Genomic DNA, 23,538 nt, shown 5'->3' with positions numbered 1-23,538 from the left:
GCGGGCAAGCCTTGCTCCCACAAGATGATCCCTATCTGTGGGAGCAAGGCTTGCCCGCGATAGCGCCCTCCCAGGCGATATATCCCTATCGCCGGACATTTCGTCCACAAAACAGAAAACATTATTTGCTTTATTTGTATACAAAAGCATAATTCGCTTCGTGCGAGTTTCTGACCACCAGGTCAACTACTTCGCCAGCCTTACCTGCCTCAAGGCGCGCAAGCCTCCCCCCGCAAGGCCTGCGACGCTGGAAATAACAATAAAACTGTTGAGGAGTACTCGCTGTGGAAAGCCGCAAACCCGAAGCCCGGACGCTGGACCTCTCGCCGCCATCAAGCCGTGGCTGGCTGGAGCGCATCTTCAAACTCAGCGTGCATGGCACCACGGTGAAGACCGAGCTGATCGCCGGCCTGACGACCTTCATCACCATGGCCTACATCATTTTCGTCAACCCCAACATCATGGCCGATGCCGGCATCGACCACGGCGCGGCGTTCGTCGCCACCTGCATCGCCGCCGCTCTGGGTTGCCTGTTGATGGGCCTGTACGCCAACTGGCCGGTGGGCCTGGCACCGGGCATGGGCCTGAATGCCTTCTTCACCTACACGGTGGTCGGCACCATGGGCTACAACTGGGAAACCGCGTTGGGCGCAGTGTTCATTTCCGGCGTGTTGTTCATGATCCTGACCCTGTCACGGGTTCGTGAGTGGCTGCTCAACAGCATTCCGGTGAGCCTGCGATTCGCCATGGGTGCGGGGGTCGGGCTGTTCCTCGGACTGATCGGCCTGAAGACCGCCGGGATCATCGTCGACAGCCCCGCCACCCTGATCAAGCTCGGCTCGTTGCGTGAACCCGGCCCGCTGCTCGCCGCCGTGTGCTTCCTGATGATTGCCGTGCTCAGTTATCACCGGGTATTCGGCGCGATCCTGATCAGCATCATCGCCGTGACCCTGGCCGGCTGGGGCCTAGGCCTGGTGCAATACAATGGTGTGATGTCGACGCCACCGAGCCTGGCACCGACCTGGATGGCGATGGATGTAGCCGGCGTGTTCAACGTCAGCATGATCAGCGTGGTGCTGGCCTTCCTGTTCGTGCATATGTTCGACACCGCCGGCACCTTGATGGGCGTGGCCCAGCGTGCCGGGCTGGTGAAGGCCGATGGCCGGATCGAGAACCTCTCCCGCGCCCTGAAGGCCGACAGCGCTTCCAGCGTGTTCGGCGCCATGGTCGGCGTGCCACCGGTGACCAGCTACGTGGAAAGTGCTGCCGGTGTCGCGGCGGGAGGCCGGACGGGGCTTACGGCAGTGACCGTCGGCGTGCTATTTATTGCCGCCATGTTCTTCGCGCCACTGGCCGGGATGATCCCGGCCTACGCCACCGCCGGTGCCTTGATCTACGTCGCCATGCTGATGATGGGCGGCATGGCCCATATCGAATGGGACGAGCCGACCGACAGCATTCCGGCCATCGTCACGGCGATCATGATGCCCCTGACCTTTTCGGTCGCCGACGGTATCGCACTGGGTTTCATCACCTATGTGGTACTCAAGGCCGGCACCGGTAAACGCAAGGAAATTTCTGTCAGCCTGTGGGTGCTCTGCGCGATCTTCATCGCCAAGTTCATCTTCTTGTAAGGGACACCGTATCCACCCGCCTCACCCATCGGGTGAGGCTTTTGTACATCAGGAGCAAAGCAATGAATCTGGAAACCTGGCTGTTGTTCAGTGGCGCCGCGCTGGTGGTGATTCTCATCCCCGGCCCCCTGTCGTTATTGATGATCGGCAACAGCCTGAACTACGGCCTGCGTCGCTCGTATCCGGCATTCCTGGGTGGGGTGATCGCCTCGATCTGCTTGTTGAGCGCCTCGGCGCTGGGACTCGGGGCATTGCTGCTGGCCTCGGAGAAATTGTTCAGTGCCCTGAAGATCGTCGGGGCGCTGTACCTGTTCTACCTGGCCTGGCAGAGCTGGCAGCAATCGCGACAGCCCGCCCAAGGCGCCGAAGTACCCCAGGCCGCCGCCGTCCCACGCTTCCGCGCACTGTTTGGCCGGGCATTCGTGCTGGGCGCCAGCAACCCGAAAGACATCCTGTTCTTCGCCGCTTTCCTGCCGCAGTTCCTGAGCGCCGGGCAACCGTTCCTGCCCCAACTGCTGATCATGATCGCCACCTGGACCGTCCTCGACCTGCTCTGCAAGCTGGCCTATGGCCTCGGCGCCCACGGTGCGGCGCGGTATCTGCGTACGGGTAAAGGCCAGAGCTGGTTCAACCGCATCAGTGCAGGCTTGTTCGGGGGCGCAGGCGCGGCGTCTTTATTGTCCGCCCACTGAGTGGCAAAACGAGGCAACAACCCATCGATATACACCGTTCAGGAAAACATCTTACATAGAGGGCCATTTAATCATCGTTGAACAAGGACGTTCACAATGGCCAAGGTTATTCAGCCCCCCTCCGTTTCTGCCGAACATGGCATCGTCATTACGGATATAGGTTTGCACGCCAATGCGCACACAACCGAAACGCTCGATTTCGAAGTTGCCGATCAATCGCAGCTCAGTTCAGAACTCAAGCAGCGACAGGCGCAACTTGAAGTTGTGGATAAACTTTACGGCCCGTTCCACATCGGCTCCGTGGCCGTCACCCGTTCAGCCCTGAATGCACTCGGCGCAACAACCGATGGACAGCCCCTCAACGGCGAGAACACTTTTTTTCGCATTCCCAATCGCTTTTTCCTGAACTCACTGCAGTTCAATGCCCGTGATGTCGAAACCCGTATAAGACTCACCGCCGACGCAAACGACTATCGGCTGCCCACGTTGCTGTTCGAAATGGCCAGCCAACGGTCACGCACCGCGCAATCACTGTTGCGGGAACCCTCTGGAACCCAGGCTGAGCCGAGCCGTTATCGGAGCACGCTTGAAAGGCTTTTGAAAGCGGCCCAGCACCTCGACACCCAAGCACTTGTGCAGCGGTCATCCAGTTGGATCAACCTGACCAAGAGCCAGGTGCTCATTCCCACGGGCCTGGGGCTTCAGGCCTTCGGCATCTACAGCGGCTTGCGAGGCCTGCAAGACGCCATCCGGAACAAGGACGCCTACCAGACCCTGTTCAACGGGACCAGCGTGGCCGCCGAGGTGGCGTCCATCGGGGTCGAAGCGCTGGTCACCCGCCAAGCCACCCAGATGATCAAGGCCGGCCAGCGCTCCCTGGGGGACTTTGCCAAAACGACCTTCGCCATCCGGCTGGCCCGGGGAAGCGGCCTGATTGCCAGCGTGCTCACACTGCCTTTCGATATCGTCGCCGCAGTGGACTCGTTCAAGGCCGCCGCCGGCGCCACCGGCCGCGAGGCCACCGATCACTATGTCAACGCTGCCTTGAGCGTGACCAGTGCCGCCATGGCCGTGACCATTGGGGTCGCGGCGCTGGCAGGGTTTACATCAGCGGGGCCTGCGGGCCTGGCCGCAGGGCTTATCCTGGTGGTCGGTGCACAGATCTGGGGCGCGATCCGTCAAGTCGATGAAATCGACGACTACATCCAACTCACCGTCCATGAGCGCCTCCGCACGGGCTGGTTCGCCTTCTGGACGATCAGCCCCGATGACGATATCCAGAACCGCTACACCATCGCCAAGGCGACCGCTGAACAGACGAAGCGACTCCAGGCCAATGCCTTGAACTTGCTCAAGGGACCGTTGAAAGACAGCACCGAAGCGATCGTAAACGGCAAGTTCACCGTAGAACTCCAACGGGTGACCTACAACACCCGGAGTTGGTGGACCGGGGAAAGGTATCAGGCAACTTCCGTGCGTCCCCGGATCAAGGGCAGCGATGACTGGATCGATGCGCGCAGCGGCGTAACGGCTGAGACGCCCGGCGCAGTCATTGGAACGGCGGCCGACCACAAAGGTATCCATTGGTCCATCGGCGGCGGCAACGACACCGTTCTAGGCGTTGAAAACAAGCCAAACGTCTTCCGTTACGGGGCAGGCGTCAAGGCACTGACCGGCGGTGCGAAGGATGATGTGTTCATTTTCGAGGGGGCGCCCGAGATCGTCGCCAGGAACCGGGCGTCCCGACCTAACCGCCTGATGGGGGGCGCAGGCAATGACACGCTGATCCTGGCGGGAGGTGCCAGCGACAGTCAGACGCCGCGATTGGGTTATCAGGTCGATCTGGCCGCCGGGCAAGTCAGCGTCATCATCCAGGCCCCTCATGGAACAGCGAACGGCGCCTATCGCCCTACCCTCCTTGAGAGCATTGAACAGGTCGAACTGCTCGACGGCGGGGCCAGCGTCATCAAAGGTACGGCCGGCCCGAACATCATCAAATCCCGTGGCAACGATTCAATCGAGGCCGGCGCGGGAGACGACCAGATCTCCATCCTCGGGGGTCATAACCGCGACGCCGCCGGTGGCCCTGGCGAGGATGTCTATGCCATCGCCCATAAACCGGGTCATGTATCGATTACTGAAGACGGCGTGGATAACAGCGTCATCGCACTGGACTGGCGAGCGGATCTGATTGAAAGCTGGGCCATTGAAGCAGGCAACCTGGTGCTGGTTTCACGCTTCGATTCAAACGATTGGGACGTGCGCAAGGTCACCGTCAACAATGTCTACGGCGATACTGCGTATCCGCGATCCTTACAAAACAACAAACTGACGTTCATCACAAAAGATGGTTTTCATTGGGTACCCGACCTGCCCGACAGTCTCGAGCAGGGTCGCCCGCTCGCCATCGAAGCCGTCATGGTGCAACAAGGAACGCCACGGAACCCGGCCATCCTCAACGATCGAAGCGAACAATCGATCGCCCACGACAAAGATACGAGCTATTACGTTTCCCGTCTGGTTGAACTCACCACGCTCAGCGTCAAACAAAAAAGTGAATACTCCACCACACTCCACCTGGACTACATCCACTCCGAATTGACACGGATCGAGGCCCATTACAACGCCTATGTCATTCAGGGAGATGAATCGGACACGGTGAAATATGGTGAATGTGACCTGACGCTGCACTTTGGCAACTGCCGGGTCATCCTGAACAACCTCGCCAGTTCCGATGAGCGTTATACCGCACGAAAAACCGCCACGGGGCGACGCGCATTTTCCGCCCTCGATCCGAATCATACGGTGATCCTGGTCACGAATGACGGCTCATCCTACCGTCTGGCCCTACCCACCCCCGACTATGGGCTGTTACTGGACAGGACGTTCATCGACAAGGATCCGGTGAAATGGAAAGCGGAAATACCACTGCCACTCACGCCGACAAAAAAGAAATACGCCTATCTTCAGCCCTTGGATAAAAAGCCTTATTACATGGGCAACCGGGCGACCTGCGCCCTGCTCACTTCAGCCGCCGTACAAACGGGGGTCGAAGTCCTGATTGGCCAAGGCTCCACCTACCTTGTCCACCTGGGCCCGAACATGACGCTACGCCTCTCCACGCCAGGCGCGCTGGCCAGCGCCAACCCCCGATTACCTCGGGCCTCCCTGTGGGAATTCGACGCTACGCACCTCGGCCAGGTCGAGATCAAACTGGCTTCCAACCTGCTGCAAATCGGCGGAACGGTCATTCATCTTCCCGCTTATGAAGTGGATGACCTTGTGGACCAGATACGCGTTATCACCGCACAGGGTGTCGTGTATGCAGTCGACAGCTTGTTCGAGAGCGTTTATGTAGAAGCACTGGATGGCCGATATTTCGCGCCCACGCTCGGCCCCGATGCAGCGTTGCCCGTGGAACTTTCCAGGTTGTCGTCCGAACAATTGAGGGTCTTCAATGTTGCCGTCAAGGATGGCACTCCCGGCACCTTGAGCTATCACCTCAAGACACGCAAGTGGACCCTGGATACAAATAAATCTCGCGTCATTACAGCGCTGGATCTTAGAAAAACAAACTTGTGCAACCACCATCTCCAGATCTATCAGGAAGTGGCCCGGGAAGGCCTCGGTCAACATCCCCCGTTGGGCGATGAGGCACTGCGTTTATTGCGGGAACAATGCACCAAGTTGGTGGAGGACTTAACGCCGAGCAAGTCGTTGATGCTCGCAAAGGCAATCATTCTGGGCCCGACATTTGCCGCAAGAATGCCTGATATGAATTGGACGCTCTCACCGGACAAAGTCCTTTCCAACCCTGCATAGTCTTATGCAGGGTTTTCCCAATATTTAGTTCAAACGCAATATATATGTAGTGCACCTGCGCGAGCACTTTCCAAGAACATCTTCAAGGCAAAGATCAGCCTTCAGCTTCAAGTCATATTCATTATTGATATCCAAGAGCCAACTACCCAATGAGTCCAAGAAAAAATACCCGCCCCAATATCCCAACTTCCTCCTCCGATACATCCCGCACCAGTCGCGATACAACGCCGGAAGGTTCGCCCAGGAGTCCCACCAGGACGGAAGGAACGGGCCAGGCATCCGTCTCGCCGTCGGGAAGACACACCGAAGCGTCAGAACCCCAGCCTACGACCTTCCAGGTATCCGAAATCACACAACAGGCGTCCGCCCAAGGTGAGGCCGCCCCGGTGTCGCTGGACAGTTACCACCTTTCACCCGAACTGGTCCCCTTGTTATCGGCGCCAGACGCGACCTCCGGCATCCGGACGTTCAGGACACGCACATACGTCGAGCTGGAAGACGGTGCAACGGTATTGCTGGGTCGCGATGCCGAACAGAACTACCGGGCCCGATCAAGCACCGAACTCATCGCCTCCGGACCACGCCTGGAACAGGTGGAAGGCAGTCTCCTGTGGCGGCGGGTTGCCCAGCCCGTCGAGACAGACACCAGTGACTCCCCGCAGACCATTACCCTCCACAGCCTGTCGGACGATGAGCCCTCCGAAGGGCCCGCGCCCAAGCGCCAGCGCACAACGTCGCCTCCGCAAAACGAACCCGCTGTGCAAGGCCCGGCGGTATTCAGGCGGGACTGGGCGTTCAAGCCCACGCTCACACGGCCTCATTTCATCACGGTGAACGATATTCACTACAAGGTGATGAGCCGCATGGAGGATCGTGAATTCCCGATCAGCTACATCCAGCCCCCCAGTCATCCTGCCTATGATTTCGACCTGCTGGAGGCCATCCTCAGGCATACACCTGACGAACAGCCCAGGGCTGTCATACGCGTCCCACCGGATAATCACTGGGAGATCGACGCCAGGCTGCCCTTCGAGAAACCCCTGACGGCCTACGTCAGGGACGTTTTCCCGGAGGTGACGACCGTGACCCTGGAAAACATCGCCAGAAAGCAGTTCGAGCTGGCCAACAGCTCGACTTACGCCGACGCAGCGGGGCTGACCGCACTCCGGCAGATTTTCCACAGTTGGGAACAAGCCACCCCTTCACTGCACCCGCAATGGAGCGATCCATTGCTGATGCTCTCGATTCTTCCGACCTCTTCAGGCGTTACGAGCACCTCGCGCGCGATCGAGCTGCCCTTCCCGTCCACGACAGGCACATTGGACCGGCTTGATTTCGACCCCATGCGTTTCCGGCGCCAGTGGGATTTCTTCCTCTCGACGTATTCGACAGTGGACTTCAAACGCTTCATGGCCGGCCTCCTGACCCGTAATGGCTATACGGTCATGGAGCCCAACAACTTCAACAGCTTTCCGGCATTGGTCTTTCGGCGAACAGGGCATGACTACCTGTTTTTCATGAGCCTGCATCGCACCCGGATCCCAAAGCTGTCCCTGCCCACCCACACCAACCCCAACACCACCGGCATGAACCTGGAAACCCAGGTCGGCGACGCCGCCGCGCAAGCCGTCAGGGACGCCCATGCCGCCAACAAGATCATCTGGCTCAAGGGCGGTTCCCAGATCCTGCCAGGCTACGCCGACACCGTCTTCATCATCCGGGATGACAATGCCCGGCTGTAAATGGGCAAGCAAAAAAAAGCCCGCAGTGTGAGCGGGCAAAAACCAGAGAAGCGCCATGCGCAGGCACTTCCAGGAGCAGGCGGCTGCTTGGGGTCAGCTGCCGCGATAGGTTGAATAGGCGTAGGGCGAAATCAGCAGGGGCACGTGATAGTGCTCCTGCTCGGCCGAGATTCCGAAGCGCAGCACCACCACATCGAGGAAGGCCGGATCGGGCAATTGCACACCCCGGGCACGGTAGTAATCGCCGGCGTGGAACTGCAACTGATAGACCCCCGAACGGTAGTCCTCCCCTTGCAGCAGTGGTGCATCGCAACGGCCATCGCTGTTGGTCGACGCGCTGGCGACGAGGTGCAGTTGCGGGCCTTCCACACGGTACAGCTCGACCTTGATCGAACTGCCCGGGCAGCCATGTGCAGCATCCAAAACGTGAGTAGTCAAACGTCCCATTGATTGTGCGCGCCTCGCTGCAGGGCAGTCCGGCCCGACGCCTCCTGAATCAGTTGAAAGACAAGCCGCACCGTTTCAGAGCATGAAACGCCGCGGCGATGTGCAAATTAAGACATTTTAAATAGAAATTGTACACAATAAAAAACACACATCTGCCGCGCCCTTTGCCCGCACGTTCTTAAGCTCGGGGTTCGGGCCAAACCAAAGGATACACGGCTCCTCCAATGATTAATTGACCAACCCGGCAGATTTCTTGCAGTGTAGGGCAGCCAGGGGTACGGTGAAAAATGCAAAAAATCAGGCTTACAAATCGCCCATAAAGTTGTATACAATTAACCCATCGTCGTGACGCCAGCTTTTGCTTCATCGCCCGGGCGCCACCTACATGGTACGAACAAGAAGGAAGACTGCAGTGAGCGCTGACTACCCACGCGACCTGATCGGTTACGGCAGTAACCCTCCCCATCCCCACTGGCCGGGCAACGCCCGCATCGCCCTGTCCTTCGTGCTCAACTACGAAGAAGGTGGCGAGCGCAACATCCTGCACGGCGACAAGGAGTCCGAAGCGTTCCTTTCGGAAATGGTCGCGGCGCAACCGCTGCAGGGCGAGCGCAACATGAGCATGGAATCGCTGTACGAGTATGGCAGCCGCGCGGGGGTATGGCGGATTCTCAAGCTGTTCAAGGAATTCGATATTCCGCTGACCATCTTCGCCGTGGCCATGGCCGCACAGCGTCATCCGGACGTGATCCGTGCCATGGTCGCCGCCGGTCATGAAATCTGCAGCCACGGCTATCGCTGGATCGACTACCAGTACATGGATGAAGCCCAGGAACGCGAGCACATGCTCGAAGCGATCCGCATCCTCACCGAAATCACCGGCGAACGCCCACTGGGCTGGTACACCGGCCGCACCGGCCCCAACACCCGGCGGCTGGTGATGGAAGAAGGCGGTTTCCTCTACGACAGCGACACCTACGACGACGATCTGCCCTACTGGGAACCGAACACCCCCAACGGCAAGCCGCACCTGGTGATCCCGTACACCCTCGATACCAACGACATGCGCTTCACCCAGGTGCAGGGGTTCAACAACGGCGACGACTTCTTCCAATACCTCAAGGATGCCTTCGATGTGTTGTATGCCGAAGGCGCCGAGGCCCCGAAGATGCTTTCCATCGGCCTGCACTGCCGCCTGATCGGCCGTCCGGCCCGCCTCGCCTCCCTCAAGCGTTTCCTCGAGTACGCCAAGGGTCATGAGCAGGTCTGGTTCAGCCGTCGCGTCGACATCGCCCGCCACTGGCAGCAGACCCATCCGCATCCTGGAGCCTTGAAATGACCGCGTTCCAGACCCTCAAGCCGTCGACCTTGAGCCGCGAGGCGTTCGTCGACGCCTTCGCCGATATCTACGAACACTCGCCATGGGTCGCCGAGAAAGCCTTCGACCTCGGCCAGGACCCGTCGATCGACGAGATCGAAACCCTGCACCAGCGCATGAGCGACATCCTGTTGAGTGCCGATCACGCGAGCCAACTGGCCCTGATCAACGCTCACCCGGACCTGGCCGGCAAAGCCGCCGTCCAGGGCCAACTGACCGAAGCCAGCACGAACGAACAGGCCGGCGCCGGTATTCACCAATGCACGGCCGAAGAGTTCCAGCGCTTCACCGAGCTGAACGACGCCTACAAGGCCAAGTTCGAGTTTCCCTTCATCATGGCGGTAAAAGGCAGCAACCGGCATCAGATCCTCGCGGCATTCGAAACCCGCATCCATAACCCGGTGGACACCGAGTTCAAGTGCGCACTGGCGGAGATCAACAAGATCGCGTTGTTCCGACTACTGACCCTTTAGCGAGCAGCCTGAGTCCAGGCCAGCAAGCATCCCCAGCCAACTTATTTAAAGGCAGACAAGAAGAATGAAAGCTTACGCCGTACCTTTCGAGAAGTTCGTCAACCTGGCCGACGCCCGTCTCGGCACAAAGATCATCTCCGTCACCGATGACTGGTTCGCCGACGCCAACCGCCTGTTCCAACCCACACCGGCCGTGTGGAAGGAAGGCGTGTTCGATGACAACGGCAAATGGATGGACGGCTGGGAGTCGCGTCGCAAGCGCTTCGAAGGCTACGACAGCGCAGTGATCCGCCTGGGTGTACCGGGTTCGATCAAGGGCGTGGACATCGACACTTCATTCTTCACCGGCAACTACCCACCGTCGGCGTCCCTGGAAGCCTGCTTCCTGGCCGAAGGCGAGCCGGACGACAACACCCAGTGGACCGAAGTGCTGTCTGCCGTCGAGCTGCAAGGAAACAGCCACCACTATCACGAAATCAGCAACGACCAGGCCTTCAGCCACCTGCGCTTCAACATCTACCCTGATGGCGGCGTGGCCCGGTTGCGGGTCTACGGCATTCCGTATCGCGACTGGTCGGCCGTCGGCGACAACGAACAGATCGACCTGGCCGCCGCCCTCAACGGCGGTCGCGCCCTGGCTTGCTCCGACGAGCACTTCGGGCGCATGAGCAACATCCTCAACCCGGGCCGTGGCGTCAACATGGGCGACGGCTGGGAAACCGCCCGGCGCCGTACGCCAGGCAACGACTGGGTCATCGTCGCCCTGGGCCATGCCGGCGAAGTCGAGAAAGTCATCGTCGACACCCTGCACTTCAAGGGCAACTACCCCGACAGCTGCTCGATCCAGGGCGCCTTCGTCAAGGGCGGCACCGACAGCCAGATCGAAACCCAGTCACTGTTCTGGCGCGAGCTGCTGCCGAGCCAGAAACTGGAAATGCACGCCGAACACACGTTCGCCGAGCAGATCAAGGCCCTGGGGCCAATTACCCACATCCGCCTGAATGTGTTCCCGGATGGGGGTGTGAGTCGCCTGCGGGTATTGGGTAAGGTCGCGAAGTGACACGATGATCGTCCCCACGCTCTGCGTGGGAATGCATACCGTGACGCTCTGCGTCACAAAGCGGACGCAGAGCGTCCGGTGAGGCGTTCCCACGCAGAGCATGGGAACGATCAAATCAAGAGATTAAGAAGACCAGCATGCGCACACTCAAGATCGAACCCTTGACCAAAGAAGCCTTCGCCCCCTTCGGTGACGTGATCGAAACCGACGGCAGCGATCACTTCATGATCAATAACGGTTCGACCATGCGCTTCCATCGCCTGGCGACGGTTGAAACCGCCGCGCCGGACGATAAGGCAATCATCAGCATCTTCCGCGCCGACGCGCTGGACATGCCGTTGACCGTGCGCATGCTGGAGCGCCATCCGCTGGGCAGCCAGGCGTTCATTCCGCTGCTCGGCAACCCCTTTCTGATCGTGGTCGCGCCACTTGGCGATGCACCTGTATCAGGCTTGGTCCGCGCCTTCGTCACCAACGGCAGGCAGGGCATCAATTACCATCGCGGCGTCTGGCACCACCCGGTGCTGACGATCGAAAAGCGGGATGACTTCCTGGTGGTTGATCGCAGTGGCACAGGCAATAACTGCGATGAGCATTTCTTCGAAGAGGATGAGTGGTTGATCCTCGATCCCCACCAATAAGAGAAGCGTCCGATCACGCGAGAACAAGCGTGACGGGCGAGAGGTAACGACTGTGGAAGCACATTTGCTGGAATGGCTGAACCTGAGCATCCGCTGGGTTCATATGATCACTGGCGTGGCCTGGATCGGCGCGTCGTTCTATTTCGTCTGGCTGGAAAACAACCTCAATCGCGTCAACCCCAGGAGCGGCCTGGCCGGTGACCTGTGGGCCATCCACGGTGGCGGCATCTACCACCTGGAAAAATACAAACTCGCACCGCCGTCCATGCCCGACAACCTGCACTGGTTCAAGTGGGAAGCCTATTTCACCTGGATGTCGGGTATCGCGCTGCTGTGCGTGGTGTTCTACTGGAACCCGACGATCTACCTTTTGGCCCCCGGCAGCAGTTTGAGCGGGCCCGAAGGCGTCGCCCTGGGCATCGGCTCGTTGTTCGTCGGCTGGTTTGTCTATTCCTTCCTTTGCGACTCGGCCCTGGGCAAGCGCCCCGCCCTGCTCGGCGCGATCCTGTTCGTGCTGCTGATCGCCGCGGCCTACGGGTTCAGCAAGGTATTCAGTGGCCGCGGTGCGTACCTGCATGTCGGGGCGGTCATCGGCACAATCATGGTCGGCAACGTGTTCCGCATCATCATGCCGGCACAGCGTGCGCTGGTCGCCGCCATCGCCGAGAACCGCACACCCGATCCGGCGTTGCCGGCCAAGGGCTTGCTGCGCTCGCGCCACAACAACTACTTCACCCTGCCGGTGCTGTTCATCATGATCAGCAACCACTTCCCGAGCACCTACGGTAGCCAATACAACTGGCTGATCCTCGCCGGGATTGCGGTGGCGGCGGTGCTGGTGCGTCACTACTTCAACACCCGCCACGACAGCAACCGGTTTGCCTGGACGCTGCCGGTCGGCGCCCTGGCGATGATCTGCCTGGCGTATGTCACCGGGCCCAAGCCCGCATCCATCGCCCCGGACGTGGCCAAGGCGCCCGCCGCCATCGAGTACCAGCCGCTGCCGGAAACCGCCGTGGGCGGTGGCGCCAAGCCGCAGACCGCACCAGCACAGCCTGCCGCGGCACCTGCCCAGGCCGCCTATGCCCAGGGCCCTTCGTTCGAGAAGGTGCACAGCGTGATTCAGGAACGCTGCTCGGTCTGCCATTCGGCCAAGCCCACCAGTCCGCTGTTCAGCGCGGCACCGGCCGGGGTGATGTTCGATACGCCACAGCAGATCCAGCAACAGGCCGCGCGTATCCAGGCCCAGGCCGTGACCACCCAGATCATGCCACTGGGCAACATCACCCAGATGACTCAGCAGGAACGGGACCTGATCGGCGCGTGGATCACCCAGGGCGCGCAGACCAACTGAGTCCCCCTACCCGACCTGACTGAACCCGATACACGTACTGCCCGCTGGCAGGCGACCCAGTCGCCTGCCAGCCACTCCCTGCATCTCGCCAAACATTGTTCCAGACAGTTGAACGAGCCCTTCGGGAATTTTCCCCCTGGGCTCGACCAGCAGGATTTGCCACAAGCAAAAACCTGACCGAACGGATGTTTTATCTGGAGAAAAGGCGCCACACCAGAGCGCTGACAAAAAAAGCGGTACCACTTACCTTGGGAGCAAACCGAATGAAATGCACGTGCACCAGCCTGATACTCGCAGGATCCTTGCTGGCCTGCGGCCAGGTCATGGCCGACGATCTGTTCCAATGGCAGAACAACAGCCTGACCTACCTGTACGGCAAGGATTTCCAGGTCAACCCGCGCATCCAGCAGACCGTGACCTTCGAACACGCCGATGCCTGGAAATACGGCGACAACTTCTTTTTCCTCGACCGGATCTTCTACAACGGCAAGGAGGACGGTCAGTCGGGACCGAACACCTACTATGGCGAATTCAGCCCGCGCCTGTCGTTCGGCAAGATTTTCGATCGCAAGCTCGAGGCGGGGCCGATCAAGGACGTGCTACTGGCCATGACCTACGAGTTTGGCGAAGGCGACAACGAGTCCTACTTGATCGGCCCGGGCTTCGACCTGGCGATTCCCGGCTTCGATTACTTCCAGCTGAATTTCTACAACCGCCAGACCGAAGGCCCACGGGCTGGCGACAACGTCTGGCAGATCACCCCGGTCTGGGCGTACACGATTCCCGTGGGCTCGTCGGACATCCTGATTGACGGTTTCATCGACTGGGTGGTGGACAACGACAGCAATGCCAAAGGCACCTCCCACGCCAACCTGCACATCAACCCGCAGATCAAATATGACCTGGGCAAAGCCATGAACCTGGGTGCCAAGCAGTTGTATGTGGGTGTGGAATATGACTACTGGAAGAACAAGTACGGGATCGAAGACAGCGAAGGGTTCAAGACCAACCAGAGCAACACGAGCTTCTTGCTGAAGTATCACTTCTGAGCCCCCCTTGATCCTGGATACACAGGAATTCTTGTGGGAGCCGAGCTTGCTCGCGATAGCGGTGGATCAGGCCAAGTAGGTGCTGGATGTACCACCGTCATCGCGAGCAAGCTCGGCTCCCACAGGGGTTATGGGGGTGGGTTGAGATTTCGCGCTCGCCATGTAGACCCCTTGTGGGAGCGAGCCTGCTCGCGATGGCACTGGATCGGCTTGCATCACCCTCGGGCCAACCCCAGGAACCGGCTCAGTTCATCGCGCTGGGCCAGGGCATCCTGGCGACCCAGCTCGATCAGTTCGTTGCAATACCCCGACTCGAACAGCAAATAGCTCAACACACTGGCGCCGCTGGTCTTGGTCGCGCCTGGCCCGCGCAGGAAAACCCGTAGCGCACGGGGCAGCTCCTGACGGTGGCGGGCAGCGATTTCATCAATCGGCTGGCTCGGCGAAATCACCAGCACGTCTACCGGCGCCGCGCCCAGGGTGTGGGCCGGCACGTCGTCGGGCAGCAAATGACTGAACCCGTTCAGGCGCTGAAGCAACTCGATATCGCTTTCCAGGCTGTCAATGAAGGTGCTGTTGAGCATATGTCCGCCGATCTGTGCCAGAGTCGGTTGCAGGCCGGTGTAGCTGCGCGCCACCGGTTCCGCCGCACCCGGCCCACGAGGGTTGCCGCTGACACCGATGACCAGCACCCGATTCGCGCCCAGGTGTAACGCCGGGCTGATGGGCGCCGGCTGACGCACCGCGCCGTCGCCGAAATACTGCGGACCGATCTTGACCGGCGCGAACAGCAGGGGAATCGCCGAACTGGCCAGCAGATGCTCGACCGACAGCACGGTCGGCACGCCGATCCGACGGTGCCGCAACCAGGCGTCGATGGTCCCGCGGCCCTGGTAGAACGTCACGGCCTGGCCGGACTCATAACCGAACGCAGTCACCGCCACCGCACGCAACTGGTGCTCTGCAATGGCCTGCTCGATACCCGAAGCGTGGAATTGCGCCTCCAGCAGCGTCCGTAACGGCGAACTGTCGACCAGCGCCACCGGCAACTTGGCCCCCAGGCCCAGCAGGCTGTGGGTGATGAAACGCGTCGCCTGGCCCAGCACACCGTACCAGTCGCTGCGCATGACCTGATGGCTGCGCACCGTTCGCCAGAACGCCGTCAACCGCTCGATGGCCGTCTTGAAGTGCATCGCCCCGCTCGCCAGGCTGACCGCATTGATCGCCCCGGCCGAGGTACCGACGATCACCGGAAACGGGTTCTGCGCCTCGTCCGGCAACAATTCGGCAATCGCCGCCAACACCCCCACCTGATACGCCGCCCGAGCCCCGCCGCCGGAAAGAATCAAACCTGTCACCGGTTCAGCTGGGATCATCGCAACACTCCGTGCTCATGGATGGGAACTGCAGGCTCAACCGCGCTTGTCGTACAGCTTCGGCGCGCCCGGTGGACGACTCTTGAAACGCCGGTGGGCCCAGAGGTATTGCTCGGGGCAGTCGCTCACCGACTGCTCCACCCACCGATTGATACGGATGCAATCGGCTTCCTCGGTCTCACCCGGAAAATCTTCCAACGGCGCCTGGATCACCAGACGATAGCCGCTGCCATCGGCCAGGCGTTCCTGGACGAACGGCACCACCAACGCTTTGCCGAGACGGGCGAACTTGCTGGTGGCGGTCACCGTGGCCGCCTGGATGCCGAACAATGGCACGAACACGCTTTGCTTGGCGCCGTAATCCTGATCCGGTGCGTACCAGATCGCCCGGCCGGCGCGCAGCAACTTGAGCATGCCACGCACATCTTCACGTTCCACCGCCAGGGAATCGAGGTTATGCCGTTCACGGCCCCGGCGCTGGATGTAGTCGAACAGCGGATTCTTGTGCTCCCGGTACATGCCGTCAATAGTGTGCTGCTGGCCGAGCAAGGCCGCGCCGATTTCCAGCGTCGTGAAATGCAAGGCCATCAGGATCACGCCCTTGCCCTCGCGCTGGGCCTGCTTGAGATGCTCCAGGCCTTCGACATGAGCCAGCCTGGCCAGCCGCGAACGCGACCACCACCAGCTCATGGCCATTTCGAAGAAGGCGATACCGGTCGAGGCAAAGTTTTCCTTGAGCAGACGCTTGCGTTCCGCCGCGGATTTTTCCGGAAAACACAGCTCCAGATTGCGCCTGGCGATGCGCCGTCGGTCGCCGGCCATCCGGTACATCAGTGCCCCCAGGACACGACCGACCCGCAGCAGCAACGGGTAAGGCAACTGAACGATCAGCCACAACAGCCCCAGGCCGCACCATAGCAGCCAGAAACGCGGGTGAAAAAAAGCACTTCGAAAACGCGGGCGATCCATTACAGCTTCCATAAAGACATGGGCCGCGCATTCTACATCGTTCGACCCGGCTTGCGGCTCGCGGACGATCTCGTTATAAGTCTCGGCACTTTTAGTGACAAGCCGTTGTACGCCGACCATGAGCCAAACCGAACCGCTAGACCAAGATCCCGTGTTCCAGCTGAAGGGCAGCATGCTCGCCATTACGGTGCTGGAGCTGGCCCGCAACGACCTGGAGGGCCTTGACCGGCAGCTCGCGGCCAAAGTCGCCCAGGCGCCGAATTTCTTCAGCAATGCCCCGCTGGTGCTGGCCCTGGACAAGCTGCCGGCCAACGAGGGCTCGGTGGACCTGCCGGGCCTGATGCGCGTCTGCCGCCAGCATGGCCTGCGCACCCTGGCAATCCGCGCCAGCCGCATCGAAGACATCGCCGCCGCCATCGCCGTGGACATTCCGGTGCTACCACCGTCCGGCGCCCGGGAGCGTTTGTTGGAACCGGCCCCGGCCGAAGCGGCGAAAAAACCGGAAAAACCGCCGGCGCCCGAGGTCAAGCCGACCCGGGTCATTACCTCGCCCGTGCGCGGCGGACAGCAGATTTATGCCCAGGGTGGCGATCTGGTCGTAGTGTCCTCGGTCAGCCCGGGGGCGGAACTTCTGGCCGATGGCAACATCCATGTATACGGTCCGATGCGCGGCCGCGCGCTGGCCGGCGTCAAGGGTGACACGAAAGCCAGGATTTTCTGCCAGCAATTGAGCGCTGAACTGCTCTCCATCGCCGGACAGTACAAGGTTTCCGAAGATTTACGCCGTGACCCGCTGTGGGGGGCCGGCGTGCAGGTCAGCCTGTCGGGCGACGTGTTGAACATCATTCGGCTTTAACGGATACTGCCGCATTTTCCAAGCATCTCTAAAACGTAGCGAAAACGGCTAAAACGACGTAGGAAAAAAGGATCAGGCAGTGTTTACCGGAGGTAAACCCGGCCCAGCACCCTATTCCAGCCAAGCCTGTCCAATTGCAGCAGTTTTCAAGAGATGTTTTTCAAGGACGGACAACGTCCTTTTTCCTTAGGGGTGAAACACCTTGGCCAAGATTCTCGTGGTTACATCCGGCAAGGGTGGTGTGGGTAAGACCACCACCAGCGCCGCTATCGGTACCGGCCTCGCACTGCGCGGCCACAAGACTGTCATCGTCGACTTCGACGTCGGCCTGCGTAACCTCGACCTGATCATGGGTTGCGAGCGGCGCGTGGTCTATGACTTCGTCAACGTCGTCAATGGCGAAGCGAACCTGCAACAGGCCCTGATCAAGGACAAGCGCCTTGAGAACCTCTACGTGCTGGCCGCCAGCCAGACCCGCGACAAAGACGCGCTGACCCAGGAAGGCGTGGAAAAAGTCCTGATGGATCTCAAGGAACAGTTCGAGTTCGTGGTCTGCGACTCCCCGGCCGGTATCGAGAAAGGTGCCCACCTGGCGATGTACTTCGCTGACGAAGCGATTGTCGTGACCAACCCGGAAGTGTCCTCGGTACGTGACTCCGATCGCATGCTGGGCCTGCTGGCGAGCAAATCCCGTCGCGCCGAGAAGGGCGAAGAGCCGATCAAGGAACACCTGCTGATCACCCGCTATCACCCGGAGCGCGTGGAAAAGGGCGAAATGCTCGGTGTCGAAGACGTCAAGGAAATCCTCGCGGTACGCCTGCTCGGCGTGATCCCGGAATCCCAGGCGGTGCTCAAGGCTTCCAACCAGGGCGTCCCGGTGATCCTCGACGACCAGAGCGACGCCGGCCAGGCCTACAGCGATACTGTCGACCGTCTGCTGGGCAAAGACCTGGAACACCGGTTCCTCAACGTCGAGAAGAAGGGATTCTTCGAGCGCCTGTTTGGAGGTAGGTAATGAACCTTTTTGACTTCTTTCGTGCCAACAAAAAGCCCAGTACCGCCTCGGTCGCGAAAGAGCGTCTACAGATCATCGTGGCGCACGAACGCGGCCAACGCAGCACCCCGGACTACCTGCCCTCCTTGCAGAAGGAACTGGTCGAAGTGATCCGCAAGTACGTCAATATCGGCAACGATGACGTCCATGTCGCACTGGAAAGCCAGGGTAGCTGCTCGATTCTGGAACTCAATATCACCCTGCCGGATCGCTGATCGATCCAGCTGGAGCCACGGCGGCTCGGGCCTGAACCTATGTGGGAGCGAGCCTGCTCGCGATGACGGTGGACCCTTCAGCTTCAATGCAAGCTGGACCACTGCAATCGCGAGCAGGCTCGCTCCCACACAGGGAATGGATCCGAGCCGCCGTTGGCGTTTGTACCGAGACTGTTTTCAATGCCCCTTTCCAACATCCGCATCATTCATCAGGACGCCGCCGTCCTGGTGGTCGACAAGCCGACCCTGCTGCTGTCGGTGCCCGGTCGGGCCGACGACAACAAGGACTGCCTGATCACCCGCCTGCAGGAAAATGGCTACCCGGAAGCACGCATCGTGCACCGACTGGATTGGGAGACGTCGGGCATCATCCTGCTGGCCCGGGACCCGGACACCCATCGCGAACTGTCCCGGCAGTTTCATGACCGGGAAACCGAAAAGGCCTACACCGCGTTGTGCTGGGGCCAACCGGAGCTGGACAGCGGCAGCATTGATCTGCCCCTGCGCTACGACCCGCCGACCAAGCCCCGCCACGTGGTCGACCATGAGCATGGCAAGCACGCCCTGACCTTCTGGCGCGTACTGGAACGTTGTGGCGATTGGTGCAGGGTCGAACTGACGCCCATCACCGGACGCTCGCACCAGCTACGCGTGCACATGCTGTCCATCGGCCATCCGCTCCTGGGTGACGGCCTCTATGCCCACCCGCAGGCCCTGGCCGCCTGGCCCCGCTTGTGCCTGCACGCCAGCATGCTCAGCTTCACCCATCCGCAAAGCGGCGAGCGCCTGCGCTTCGAGTGCCCGGCGCCGTTCTGAAGGATTGCGGCGTTCTCATCGCGAGCAGGCTCGCTCCCACAGGGATCTTCGTCGAATACAGGTTCCGTGTTCAGCGCAAATACCTGTGGGAGCGAGCCTGCTCGCGATGAGGACAGCCCAGTCAACATCGACTTCAGCCCCCTCCCTATCAACGGCCAATACGGTAAACTCCGCCCATTGCTGTCTGGAGCTATTTATGCGCGCAGAGTTGAACCAGGGCCTGATCGATTTCCTCAAGGCCTCCCCTACCCCGTTCCATGCCACCGCCAGCCTTGCCCAACGCCTGGAGGCGGCGGGTTATCAGCGCCTCGACGAACGCGAGACCTGGGCCACCGAGGCCAACGGTCGCTATTACGTCACGCGCAACGACTCTTCGATCATCGCCTTCAAGCTGGGCCGCAACGCGCCGCTGCACGACGGCATCCGCCTGGTCGGCGCCCACACCGACAGCCCTTGCCTGCGGGTCAAGCCCCAGCCTGAGCTGCAACGTCACGGCTTCTGGCAACTGGGGGTGGAAGTGTACGGCGGCGCGCTGCTGGCGCCGTGGTTCGACCGCGACCTGTCCCTGGCCGGACGCGTCACCTTCCGCCGGGACGGCAAGGTCGAAAGCCAACTGATCGACTTCAAGGCACCCATTGCCACGATCCCAAACCTGGCCATCCACCTCAATCGCGAAGCCAACCAGGGCTGGGCCATCAACCCGCAGAACGAACTGCCGCCAATCCTCGCGCAGTTCGCCGGCGACGAGCGCGTCGACTTCCGTGCCGTACTCACTGACCAGTTGGCCCGCGAACACGGCCTGAACGCCGACGTGGTGCTCGACTACGAGTTGAGTTTCTACGACACCCAGAGCGCCGCGATCATCGGCTTGCATGGCGACTTCATTGCCGGCGCGCGCCTGGACAACCTGCTGTCGTGCTACGCGGGCCTGCAGGCCTTGCTCAACGCCGACTCGGAAGAAACCTGCGTGCTGGTGTGCAACGATCACGAGGAAGTGGGCTCCTGCTCGGCCTGTGGCGCCGACGGCCCGATGCTGGAACAGACCCTGCGTCGCCTGCTGCCTGAAGGCGAAGAGTTCGTACGGACCATTCAGAAATCCCTGCTGGTTTCCGCGGATAACGCCCACGGCGTGCACCCCAACTACGCCGACAAACATGACGCCAACCATGGCCCCAAGCTCAACGCCGGGCCGGTCATCAAGGTCAACAGCAACCAGCGCTATGCCACCAACAGCGAAACCGCCGGGTTCTTCCGCCACCTGTGCATGGCCGAAGAAGTACCGGTGCAGAGCTTCGTGGTACGCAGCGACATGGGGTGCGGCTCGACCATCGGCCCGATCACCGCCAGCCAGTTGGGCGTACGCACCGTGGACATCGGCCTGCCGACCTTCGCCATGCATTCGATCCGCGAACTGTGCGGCAGCCATGATCTGGCGCATCTGGTGAAAGTGCTGAGTGCGTTCTACGCCAGTCGTGAGTTGCCCTGACTAGCCTATTCCTTGTGGCGAGGGGATTTATCCCCTCGCCACAACAGCGTTTGATGCAGGTCATCCCGACCTCGCAAAACCCCAGCTAGACTGACCTTATCCCCCCGACAAGGCCGTCACCATGATTCCCTCGTCCATCTTCAACGCCATGCTGGTGCCCATCCTCGCCGGCATGATCCTGCTGGCCATCGGCTTCAATTTTCGTGACAAGAACGTCGGGGTCTTCGCCATGTGGATCGGCATGCTGCTGATCCTCGCCACAGTCCTGTTCAGGATCATGACCAAACTCAACGAGTCAATCTGACGCCGCCTCCAGCACATCCACTCCGACATGAATCGCATCGTGTCGCCAGAACTCCAGGTCGCAATCGATCAGCCGTTGATGCTGGTCATAGTTGACCCGCGCAATCCGCAACCCGGGGCTGCCCACCGAGACTTTCAGCGCCGCAGCGGCTTCGGGCTGTAAAGACGTGGGCACGATTTCGAATTTCACCCGGCCGTAGTGCAGGTCGTAATGACGGGCGTACAACTCGGTCATGGACTGGTTGAGATCGAACCCGAGAATGTCGGGAAAATACTGCGGGTTCAGGTAATGCTCGACATACAACACCAGGCGCTCGTCGATACGCCGCACACGGCAGATCTGGATCACGCTCGACAAGGCCGGCAATTGCAGCCAGGCACACACCGCCGCCGAAGCCGGCTGCAGGCGAGCCGAAATCACCTGGGTAGAAGGTACCCGTCCCTGGGCTGTCACCATGGCGTGGAAATGGCTGCGCTGCATCAGGTTATAGGCCAGGCGTGGTGGCGAGACGAACCAGCCCCGGCGTTCCTCGCGATAGATCTGCCCTTGAGCTTCGAGCTGCAACAAGGCTTCACGCACAGTGATGCGCGTGGTGCCGAATAGCTCACTGAGCTTGCGCTCGGCCGGCAGCTTGCTGCCGGGGGCCAGCAACCCATGGTCAAGCTGCTCTTGCAGGACCTGCCCGATAGTTGTCACCGCTTTGGTTGTCTCAACGCGCATCAACGTTACCTATCTGGACTAGACCAGCACTGTTTCGGGGCGAAATCGGTGGATGCACCGAGCCACTTTCATTCCTGCAAGCCTAGGCACTGCACATGACTGACAGATGACAGAACCGCCGAACGGTCGATTCGCAGATGTGCAAATTTGCGGCCAAGTCCTTTCGTATCAGCTGTTTAACCATGGTCTACGCTTAGCTATCAGTCACTGCGCGCGAACCGAATCGGTGTAGGTGCATCCACCGCCGACATCAAAATGTCACAGGGCTCGCCTACATTGGCTCAGGTATTGCTGACCTAGACCAACATAACCGCCAACACAACCGCAATCGCCGCGTTGAAAACGCCCATAGGAGCTTCGGATGAAACAGCTTTTCCTGGCATCACTGTTAGGCTCGACCATTGCCATGTGCACCGCCGCCATGGCCGCTGATACCGATCTGAAAACGTTGGAAGCCGCTGCGAAAGCGGAAGGCGCCGTGAACAGCGTCGGCATGCCCGATGACTGGGCGAACTGGAAAGGCACCTGGGAAGACCTGGCCAAGACCTACGGGTTGAAACATGTCGACACCGACATGAGCTCGGCCCAGGAAATCGCCAAATTCGCCGCCGAGAAAGACAACGCCAGCGCCGACATCGGTGACGTGGGCGCGGCGTTCGGACCGATTGCGGTCAAACAGGGCGTGGTTCAACCGTACAAGCCAAGCACCTGGGAACAGGTTCCGGACTGGGCCAAGGACAAGGATGGCAACTGGGCCCTGGCCTACACCGGCACCATCGCGTTCATCGTCAACAAGAAGCTGTTGCATGGTTCCGAAGTACCCACCAAATGGGCTGATCTCAAAACCGGCAAATACAAGGTTTCCATCGGTGACGTGAGCACCGCGGCCCAGGCCGCCAACGGCGTACTGGCAGCGGCCCTGGCCAACGGTGGCAACGAGAAGAACCTGCAACCGGCCCTGTTGATGTTCGCCGAGATCGCCAAGCAAGGACGCCTGTCCATGGCCAACCCGACCATCGCCACCATGGAAAAGGGTGAAGTCGAAGTCGGCGTGGTCTGGGACTTCAACGGCCTGAGCTACAAGGCCAAGATGGCCAACCCGGATGATTACGTCGTGCTGATTCCGTCCGACGGCTCGGTCATCTCCGGCTACACCACCATCATCAATAAATACGCCAAGCACCCGAATGCCGCCAAGCTCACTCGCGAGTACATCTTCAGCGACGCCGGCCAGATCAACCTGGCGAAAGGCAATGCCCGGCCGATCCGCGCCGAGCACCTGACGCTGCCGGAAGAGGTCAAGGCCAAGCTGCTGCCGAACGAGCAATATAAAGGCGTGACTCCGATCAAGGACGCGGATGCCTGGGAGAAGACCTCCAAGGCACTGCCACAGAAGTGGCAGGAAGAAGTGATCATCAATATGCAGTGAAGCGGTAGTTAGCCCGCTCGG

21 protein-coding genes are annotated in these 23,538 nt (G+C 60.5%); 17 read left to right on the top strand and 4 right to left on the bottom strand.

The genetic code is table 11. The annotated features are described in order from the left end of the window. The first annotated feature begins 284 nt into the window (after positions 1-284). From CGA22_RS20440 to CGA22_RS20425, 4 genes are all read left to right on the top strand, one after another. On the top strand, positions 285-1,634 hold the full coding sequence (locus tag CGA22_RS20440) for an NCS2 family permease (RefSeq protein WP_041021556.1): 1,350 nt from the start codon (positions 285-287) through the stop codon (positions 1,632-1,634). A gap of 62 nt (positions 1,635-1,696) precedes the next feature. Further along, positions 1,697-2,326, top strand: a complete 630-nt coding sequence (locus CGA22_RS20435) for a LysE family translocator (RefSeq protein WP_041021557.1) — start codon at positions 1,697-1,699, stop codon at positions 2,324-2,326. A gap of 96 nt (positions 2,327-2,422) precedes the next feature. Then, on the top strand, positions 2,423-6,148 hold the full coding sequence (locus CGA22_RS20430) for a calcium-binding protein (RefSeq protein WP_156996873.1): 3,726 nt from the start codon (positions 2,423-2,425) through the stop codon (positions 6,146-6,148). Between the two features lie 386 nt (positions 6,149-6,534). After that, positions 6,535-7,890, top strand: a complete 1,356-nt coding sequence (locus CGA22_RS20425; RefSeq protein ID WP_156996875.1) for a hypothetical protein — start codon at positions 6,535-6,537, stop codon at positions 7,888-7,890. Between the two features lie 93 nt (positions 7,891-7,983). Here the strand turns inward: CGA22_RS20425 and uraH are convergent, their stop codons facing one another. Next, the gene (uraH, locus tag CGA22_RS20420) at positions 7,984-8,337 is read right to left on the bottom strand and encodes a hydroxyisourate hydrolase (protein WP_024779641.1); all 354 of its coding nucleotides are present in this window, start codon (positions 8,335-8,337) and stop codon (positions 7,984-7,986) included. A gap of 412 nt (positions 8,338-8,749) precedes the next feature. Between uraH and puuE the strand changes: the two genes are divergently transcribed. The 6 genes from puuE (at position 8,750) to CGA22_RS20390 (ending at position 14,292) form a co-directional block, all read left to right on the top strand. Further along, positions 8,750-9,676 carry an allantoinase PuuE gene (gene puuE, locus CGA22_RS20415; protein WP_041021559.1) on the top strand — a complete coding sequence of 309 codons (927 nt, stop codon included), beginning with the start codon at positions 8,750-8,752 and terminating at the stop codon, positions 9,674-9,676. After that, positions 9,673-10,188 carry a 2-oxo-4-hydroxy-4-carboxy-5-ureidoimidazoline decarboxylase gene (gene uraD / locus CGA22_RS20410; protein WP_024779639.1) on the top strand — a complete coding sequence of 172 codons (516 nt, stop codon included), beginning with the start codon at positions 9,673-9,675 and terminating at the stop codon, positions 10,186-10,188. Before puuE ends, uraD begins: the two co-directional genes overlap by 4 nt. 64 nt (positions 10,189-10,252) lie before the next feature. Continuing rightward, positions 10,253-11,248 (top strand): allantoicase, encoded by a 996-nt coding sequence (gene alc / locus CGA22_RS20405; protein ID WP_041021561.1) that lies wholly within the window; start codon positions 10,253-10,255, stop codon positions 11,246-11,248. Positions 11,249-11,385: 137 nt separating this feature from the next. Continuing rightward, entirely contained in the window at positions 11,386-11,889 is a 504-nt protein-coding gene (locus CGA22_RS20400) for an ureidoglycolate lyase (RefSeq protein ID WP_041021562.1), read from the top strand. A 52-nt stretch (positions 11,890-11,941) separates the two neighbouring features. Next, complete coding sequence (locus CGA22_RS20395) at positions 11,942-13,243, top strand: urate hydroxylase PuuD (protein ID WP_041021563.1); 1,302 nt, start codon at positions 11,942-11,944, stop codon at positions 13,241-13,243. 263 nt (positions 13,244-13,506) lie between these two features. Continuing rightward, a complete protein-coding gene (locus CGA22_RS20390) occupies positions 13,507-14,292 on the top strand; it encodes an outer membrane protein OmpK (RefSeq protein WP_041021564.1) in 786 nt (261 codons plus the stop codon). Between the two features lie 215 nt (positions 14,293-14,507). Here the strand turns inward: CGA22_RS20390 and CGA22_RS20385 are convergent, their stop codons facing one another. Both CGA22_RS20385 and CGA22_RS20380 read right to left on the bottom strand, forming a co-directional pair. Continuing rightward, positions 14,508-15,668, bottom strand: coding sequence for a patatin-like phospholipase family protein (locus CGA22_RS20385; RefSeq protein ID WP_041021850.1), 1,161 nt, complete (start codon positions 15,666-15,668; stop codon positions 14,508-14,510). Between the two features lie 36 nt (positions 15,669-15,704). After that, entirely contained in the window at positions 15,705-16,637 is a 933-nt protein-coding gene (locus CGA22_RS20380) for a lipid A biosynthesis lauroyl acyltransferase (RefSeq protein WP_041021851.1), read from the bottom strand. Positions 16,638-16,755: 118 nt separating this feature from the next. On the opposite strand from CGA22_RS20380, the gene minC reads away from it, so the two are divergent. The 6 genes from minC (at position 16,756) to CGA22_RS20350 (ending at position 21,368) form a co-directional block, all read left to right on the top strand. Continuing rightward, a complete protein-coding gene (gene minC, locus CGA22_RS20375; protein WP_041021852.1) occupies positions 16,756-17,493 on the top strand; it encodes a septum site-determining protein MinC in 738 nt (245 codons plus the stop codon). Between the two features lie 202 nt (positions 17,494-17,695). Next, positions 17,696-18,508, top strand: coding sequence for a septum site-determining protein MinD (minD, locus tag CGA22_RS20370; protein WP_041021853.1), 813 nt, complete (start codon positions 17,696-17,698; stop codon positions 18,506-18,508). Then, complete coding sequence (gene minE / locus CGA22_RS20365) at positions 18,508-18,762, top strand: cell division topological specificity factor MinE (protein WP_007960071.1); 255 nt, start codon at positions 18,508-18,510, stop codon at positions 18,760-18,762. The genes minD and minE overlap by 1 nt, the downstream gene beginning before the upstream one ends. A gap of 180 nt (positions 18,763-18,942) precedes the next feature. Beyond that, positions 18,943-19,578: an RluA family pseudouridine synthase gene (locus tag CGA22_RS20360; protein ID WP_003204542.1), complete on the top strand. Its 636-nt coding sequence runs from the start codon at positions 18,943-18,945 to the stop codon at positions 19,576-19,578. Between the two features lie 196 nt (positions 19,579-19,774). Beyond that, complete coding sequence (locus tag CGA22_RS20355; protein WP_024779630.1) at positions 19,775-21,064, top strand: M18 family aminopeptidase; 1,290 nt, start codon at positions 19,775-19,777, stop codon at positions 21,062-21,064. Between the two features lie 121 nt (positions 21,065-21,185). Then, the gene (locus CGA22_RS20350; RefSeq protein WP_041021854.1) at positions 21,186-21,368 is read left to right on the top strand and encodes a hypothetical protein; all 183 of its coding nucleotides are present in this window, start codon (positions 21,186-21,188) and stop codon (positions 21,366-21,368) included. Here CGA22_RS20350 and CGA22_RS20345 read toward each other — a convergent pair. Further along, positions 21,360-22,088 carry a UTRA domain-containing protein gene (locus CGA22_RS20345; RefSeq protein WP_041021855.1) on the bottom strand — a complete coding sequence of 243 codons (729 nt, stop codon included), beginning with the start codon at positions 22,086-22,088 and terminating at the stop codon, positions 21,360-21,362. The two genes, CGA22_RS20350 and CGA22_RS20345, sit on opposite strands and share 9 nt — an antisense overlap. A gap of 361 nt (positions 22,089-22,449) precedes the next feature. Between CGA22_RS20345 and CGA22_RS20340 the strand changes: the two genes are divergently transcribed. After that, entirely contained in the window at positions 22,450-23,517 is a 1,068-nt protein-coding gene (locus CGA22_RS20340) for an ABC transporter substrate-binding protein (RefSeq protein WP_041021856.1), read from the top strand. Positions 23,518-23,538 lie beyond the last annotated feature (21 nt).

Origin of the sequence: Pseudomonas sp. PSB18, assembly GCF_014596565.1 — a bacterium.
Classification (GTDB): Bacteria; Pseudomonadota; Gammaproteobacteria; order Pseudomonadales; family Pseudomonadaceae; genus Aquipseudomonas.
Note: the sequence above shows the minus strand (reverse complement) of the source record. Positions and strands in the feature narration are given on the sequence as shown.

What these genes read in the sequence shown, in the direction of transcription:
- uraH (WP_024779641.1), bottom strand. Translation starts at nt 8,337, where the DNA reads ATGGGACGTTTGACTACTCACGTTTTGGATGCTGCACATGGCTGCCCG.
- CGA22_RS20345 (WP_041021855.1), bottom strand. Translation starts at nt 22,088, where the DNA reads ATGCGCGTTGAGACAACCAAAGCGGTGACAACTATCGGGCAGGTCCTG.
- alc (WP_041021561.1), top strand. Translation starts at nt 10,253, where the DNA reads ATGAAAGCTTACGCCGTACCTTTCGAGAAGTTCGTCAACCTGGCCGAC.
- CGA22_RS20340 (WP_041021856.1), top strand. Translation starts at nt 22,450, where the DNA reads ATGAAACAGCTTTTCCTGGCATCACTGTTAGGCTCGACCATTGCCATG.
- CGA22_RS20380 (WP_041021851.1), bottom strand. Translation starts at nt 16,637, where the DNA reads ATGGATCGCCCGCGTTTTCGAAGTGCTTTTTTTCACCCGCGTTTCTGG.
- CGA22_RS20430 (WP_156996873.1), top strand. Translation starts at nt 2,423, where the DNA reads ATGGCCAAGGTTATTCAGCCCCCCTCCGTTTCTGCCGAACATGGCATC.
- minC (WP_041021852.1), top strand. Translation starts at nt 16,756, where the DNA reads ATGAGCCAAACCGAACCGCTAGACCAAGATCCCGTGTTCCAGCTGAAG.
- CGA22_RS20390 (WP_041021564.1), top strand. Translation starts at nt 13,507, where the DNA reads ATGAAATGCACGTGCACCAGCCTGATACTCGCAGGATCCTTGCTGGCC.
- minE (WP_007960071.1), top strand. Translation starts at nt 18,508, where the DNA reads ATGAACCTTTTTGACTTCTTTCGTGCCAACAAAAAGCCCAGTACCGCC.
- CGA22_RS20400 (WP_041021562.1), top strand. Translation starts at nt 11,386, where the DNA reads ATGCGCACACTCAAGATCGAACCCTTGACCAAAGAAGCCTTCGCCCCC.
- uraD (WP_024779639.1), top strand. Translation starts at nt 9,673, where the DNA reads ATGACCGCGTTCCAGACCCTCAAGCCGTCGACCTTGAGCCGCGAGGCG.
- CGA22_RS20355 (WP_024779630.1), top strand. Translation starts at nt 19,775, where the DNA reads ATGCGCGCAGAGTTGAACCAGGGCCTGATCGATTTCCTCAAGGCCTCC.
- CGA22_RS20350 (WP_041021854.1), top strand. Translation starts at nt 21,186, where the DNA reads ATGATTCCCTCGTCCATCTTCAACGCCATGCTGGTGCCCATCCTCGCC.
- CGA22_RS20385 (WP_041021850.1), bottom strand. Translation starts at nt 15,668, where the DNA reads ATGATCCCAGCTGAACCGGTGACAGGTTTGATTCTTTCCGGCGGCGGG.
- CGA22_RS20360 (WP_003204542.1), top strand. Translation starts at nt 18,943, where the DNA reads ATGCCCCTTTCCAACATCCGCATCATTCATCAGGACGCCGCCGTCCTG.
- CGA22_RS20435 (WP_041021557.1), top strand. Translation starts at nt 1,697, where the DNA reads ATGAATCTGGAAACCTGGCTGTTGTTCAGTGGCGCCGCGCTGGTGGTG.